The sequence below is a fragment of the Pricia sp. genome (assembly GCF_041745955.1).
Lineage (GTDB): Bacteria > Bacteroidota > Bacteroidia > Flavobacteriales > Flavobacteriaceae > Pricia.
Genome location: NZ_JBGTHY010000365.1, coordinates 1 through 4,502, shown reverse-complemented (window position 1 = coordinate 4,502; position 4,502 = coordinate 1). Strand labels below are relative to the sequence as shown.

Here is a 4,502-nt window from a genome sequence, read left to right as displayed (position 1 = left end):
TCAAATACTCTTTCTTGAATTTACTGTCATCGATATAGGCATCAATATTTTCGAGTAAATTCTGGTAACCATATACGATTTCTAACATTTTAGTATATTATTTCATAAATTATAAGACTAATATACTTAATAAATTGGATTCATCCCTGAACCATAGTAAAAAAAACATCGTTTGATTGAACTTTCATTGAAGATACTAAAATATGTTCAATGTACTTGCCCCTTAATAAGAGGTGGACCCGATAAACGGTGTGGAAAATATTGCCCTATTCGATAATAACTGTTGGGTATTTGATTTTTGCAGATGGGAAGTTATGCTTCGGGATTCGGACCCTTTTCATCCGATTATTTTATTGAACCCCAAAATCTACGGTCATTGGACACGGTCAAAGGGCCAATTGTTTCGGTAAAGTGTTTTTAAGGGGGAATCCGTTCAACGATAGTTTTTCGCCATTTGACCGAGTGAATGCAGATTACCGAAAATCATTTGTCGTTCAACGATTTACGGCCCTGTTCGATACGGGGTACGGCGTTCTATTTATATAAAAACGCATGTCATGAAAACTATCGCTACCTTAATTTTCGTTCTTTTTATCGGGGCAATCGCACAGGCCCAGACCGCAAATCCAACAGTAAGGGCAGATGTAGTAGAAATGACCGGCTCCGTTGAAAGTATCTCTGAAGAAGTTACTTTGGAATCCATTACCGAGGTAGCTCGTTTGTACAAGCGTACCGGCACCAGGGTCAAAAAAGAACTTACTTTTTCTACCAAGGCCGACCGCGCCAAAACGGTCTGATGTACCCATTAAAATGAAATACGATAGATCTTACCTTTATTTGAACTTTTATTTGATTATGTTCTTTGTCAGGTGGAGTTTTTATTTTTTTCAATCCAATCCATTCATGTTTAATATCCTTCATCAACAAAGCATTATCAAACTTTACGGAGCCTTTAGGAAAATTATTTTCATTTTTAAAAAACTTGATTTTACATTTTCAACTTCTAATAGTGATGCCTTCCAGTTATAGGCTTTCAATTCAACTGCAAGATTTCCAAATTCACTTCCATCGTTCCAAGTATCAGTTTCTTTAGCCTTGATCGATAAAGATGTATTGTCGCCACTTATAAAACTGGCGTCGTAATTCCCTCCTTTTTCCTTTATCGTGAAATCTGCCAAATGATGAATTCCTGTATTTGTTGGCGAACGCCACTACCCTCGGCCTCTGCTTTATGCAGTATCCGCACCGAGTGGCCCATACATCCATGAAAACGACACCATTCGTTTCGCTGAAATCGAACCTGCTGCCCGATCTGTCAACGGCCTCAGGGGCATATACCTCTTTTGCGTTTTAGTCGGTAATAATTTCAACCTCTTTTGGAACGATAAATAATATCGCGCATCCTGTGCTAGTTTTACAGAATGTTTAAACGTGGGCGGTGTATATAAATAGTCGCCCTTTGCCAATTTATGTTCGTCAAAGTATGCTTCGCCTTCCATTACAAAGGCCTCTTCGCCTGCGGGATGATCATGGTAGGGATATGACGCTCCGGCCTCAAATTTCAGCAAAAATGTCGGTGCCCTTTTGGTTTCTTTGTCGTAACGTAAAACCTTGACAAAAATCCCTTTGGTTTCCGCTCCGTTCTCTTCCAATGGTTTCCAATCCATTGTTCTGCTGTTTGTAATGTAATTTTTAATGTTGATATCCATACTTCCTATTTCGAAAATTGATTCATATGTCCTTCATAACCTGTTTTTTCCTTCCACCATTCTGTGCAAGGAATCCGAATATAATGACGGATTACTTTTTAGGTGCTGTTTGAGAATCGGACTTTTTCCCAGGGCGCTTTTTGTAAACCGGAAAAGGGAATCAAGATTTTCTTTTCCAAAACTATCCTTAAGTACGGATATCTGTTCCAGATAGTTGAGATAGATCTCTGCAATACTGACCACGCGGCTATAGTTTTTATCATCTGGAGAGATCTTCTCGTTATCAAAAAAACACTTTCTCAAATGCGGATACTGAATGAGATAGCCTCGTAGTGTTTCTGCCTGACCATAAATGGCAGCGTGTGTGTTCATAAAACTAATGTATTTTGGGACACCGCACAATAAAGCATTGTGCAATTAATCCCACATTTAATTGGACTTTCTAAAACAGGGGTTTCGTTTACGTTTGAGGGCCGTTTAAATTTGCTCGGTTCAGTTTGTCTTAAATTAGGCTAAATGGCAGCTGGTGACAGCTACCCTTCCACTGGACCCCAAATAGGCAATTTTACTCGCCTAACTCAATTTTCATTCTGTTCTCAAATAAAAACACCCCGTTTTTATTGGCAATTATAATATCGGGCCTCTCATCCTTGTCCATATCGGCCACGGCAATATTCAGCCCTGCACCGGAATCGGAATCGATCAAGTGCTCCTTAAAATAGGGGGCTTTCTCGGGCGTGAACTCTATCCAGAACAGATATGGGGTATCCGCATCCCCGGCATCATTGCCATTATGTGCCAAAAAACGCTTTCCGGTAATATAGTCAGAACGGCCGTCGCCATCAAGGTCTGCCATAATCGAGGCATGTGTCTGTGCCGTGGTGTTCGAAATCAAGTGGGTGATAAAGTTTTGGCCTTCTCCCTGTTCGTGCCACCAAACACCCAATTGGTGGGCCGAAGCACTTACAACGTCCCTTTTGCCATCGCCATTGACATCGAGCACCTGCATATGGGAACAAGGTTCACCCAAATCGGCTTTGTGAAATTCCCAATTTCCGGATCTTAGATCGGAGGTGCCCTTGAACCAACCTTCGGTTACGACCACATCATTTAGTCCATCCCCATCGACATCACCAAAACCGATACCATGGGAGTATTGCTCCGTTCCAGGTACGTTTTCCCCACTTAAAGGAAAACGCTTCCATTCGGTCTCTCCGGGTTTTGTGGGCGCCTGTAGCCAGATAATCTGTTTTTTGTTCACATCCCCACTAAGAATATCCAGCCTGCCGTCGCCATCAACATCTATGAAGCCCGGTGATTCATTGGAGATGCCGGTAGAATCGGCTATAATGTGCTTTGACCAGTGGCCGGGCCTATTTTTGGGATTTTCGAACCAGAAGCCCGCTTTCCCAGGGTAGTCGACAATGACGACATCGTCCCAACCATCCAGGTTTACGTCCATCCCCAAGTTGAGAAAGGATTCGCTGTATTCCTTCCGTGGGTCAAAGTTTCGGGAAGGGGCCATTTCATGACGCTTCCATGAAGGGGCCTCGAACCAATAGTACCCCGCAACGACATCCATTTGCCCATCTTTGTTAAGATCGGCCGCGGCTACGCCTTCCGAAATAAAATCTCGTGTAATCACCGTTTTTTTAAAATCCTCGGAGGTTTCCGATTGCGCGCTTATGGCTTGTGGGAAGAATAGTATGAACACCATACAGCATAAGATCAACACGCCATTATACGTTTTTTGTTTCATCTTTTCGAATTTTCCATCGCTTCTATTTAGTCAAAAGCGAATCTATCAGTTTTTGGTTATACATACCGTCGTCCCTGTTACTTCTTTGGCCCAAACGTTCTTTGGAAGCTTCAAGTGATCTTTTGGCTGTTGGTGTATTTATTTCGCCCACTCGGCGAATCATATAAGGCAAAAAATCGGGGATTTTTGTTCTTTCCGCCATTTTCAAGGCACGCTCGGCATCCAAAACAGCAAGCGGTTCGGCGGCGTACCATTGCATCAAGGGTAGGTTATGGTCGCCGGCATCTTCGGATCGCTGCACCAGGCCTTCCAAGACCCCCCATCGTTTTTCCGGTTCCAGACGTAGAATACCTGAGGTCAAATAGAGCCGTACCAGGGCGGAATCATCGGTTTCGGCCATAGCTTCAAATTTCCGAAGGGTTTCCGGTGCGACCTTTTTATCTTCCGTTAAAAGTTGAATTGCCCAACTTCTCATGTATTCGTCCGAATGGTCAAGCAGTTTCCTGAGTTCGGCTTCAGAAAGGCCTTTTGTCACATGAAGTGTCCAGAGCGCCCTTAGTTTACTTGTTATATCGGGGTTGTCCGTTACTATTTTCTTCAGTGCTCTGTGCACTTCAGGGTCGGGCCCGCGTTCTTGCAAAATCGTTCGGGCCTGGCGCACGTACCATTCGTTTTCGTGCAATTGATAATTTACAAGGTCCATATCAGTCGCTTCGTACAGGTTCACCTGTACCCATTTATCATCTTTGTGCGCAATCTTAAAGATACGGCCCAAAGTCTTGTCGTGTACCTCGGGGTTGGGACTATGGCATTGGTTCTGGTCATACCAGTCTATGGCAAATAACGACCCGCTGGGACCGTACTTAAAATTCAGCCATTGTGACCACGAATCGTTCATGACCAAAAAATCGTCACGGTGGTAAGCGATGTAGCCCGAGCCCGAACGTGTGAGCTCATCGTTGTTCAGCCTTGCCCCGTTGATATTGTTCATGAAAATGGTATTGTGATATTCTTTGGGCCATGTATCGCCCCCC

At 43.4% G+C, this 4,502-nt stretch carries 6 protein-coding genes; 1 reads left to right on the top strand and 5 read right to left on the bottom strand.

Annotation, left to right across the window (positions count from 1 at the left end; all coding sequences use genetic code 11):
• Positions 1–557 precede the first annotated feature (557 nt).
• Positions 558–797: a hypothetical protein gene (locus tag ACEW8S_RS13570; protein ID WP_373518682.1), complete on the top strand. Its 240-nt coding sequence runs from the start codon at positions 558–560 to the stop codon at positions 795–797.
• 144 nt (positions 798–941) lie between these two features.
• On the opposite strand, the gene ACEW8S_RS13565 is transcribed toward ACEW8S_RS13570, so the two are convergent.
• From ACEW8S_RS13565 to ACEW8S_RS13545, 5 genes are all read right to left on the bottom strand, one after another.
• Positions 942–1,178, bottom strand: a complete 237-nt coding sequence (locus ACEW8S_RS13565; RefSeq protein ID WP_373518681.1) for a hypothetical protein — start codon at positions 1,176–1,178, stop codon at positions 942–944.
• A gap of 51 nt (positions 1,179–1,229) precedes the next feature.
• On the bottom strand, positions 1,230–1,667 hold the full coding sequence (locus ACEW8S_RS13560) for a cupin domain-containing protein (RefSeq protein WP_373518680.1): 438 nt from the start codon (positions 1,665–1,667) through the stop codon (positions 1,230–1,232).
• 75 nt (positions 1,668–1,742) lie between these two features.
• On the bottom strand, positions 1,743–2,081 hold the full coding sequence (locus ACEW8S_RS13555; protein ID WP_373518679.1) for a hypothetical protein: 339 nt from the start codon (positions 2,079–2,081) through the stop codon (positions 1,743–1,745).
• Positions 2,082–2,274: 193 nt separating this feature from the next.
• Positions 2,275–3,468 (bottom strand): FG-GAP repeat domain-containing protein, encoded by a 1,194-nt coding sequence (locus ACEW8S_RS13550; protein ID WP_373518678.1) that lies wholly within the window; start codon positions 3,466–3,468, stop codon positions 2,275–2,277.
• A gap of 22 nt (positions 3,469–3,490) precedes the next feature.
• Positions 3,491–4,502: hypothetical protein (locus tag ACEW8S_RS13545; protein ID WP_373518677.1), on the bottom strand; the 1,012-nt coding region annotated here is incomplete at its 5' end.

Coding starts and splice junctions, on each gene's coding strand:
- ACEW8S_RS13550 (WP_373518678.1), bottom strand. CDS start 3,468: ATGAAACAAAAAACGTATAATGGCGTGTTGATCTTATGCTGTATGGTG.
- ACEW8S_RS13560 (WP_373518680.1), bottom strand. CDS start 1,667: ATGGATTGGAAACCATTGGAAGAGAACGGAGCGGAAACCAAAGGGATT.
- ACEW8S_RS13570 (WP_373518682.1), top strand. CDS start 558: ATGAAAACTATCGCTACCTTAATTTTCGTTCTTTTTATCGGGGCAATC.
- ACEW8S_RS13555 (WP_373518679.1), bottom strand. CDS start 2,081: ATGAACACACACGCTGCCATTTATGGTCAGGCAGAAACACTACGAGGC.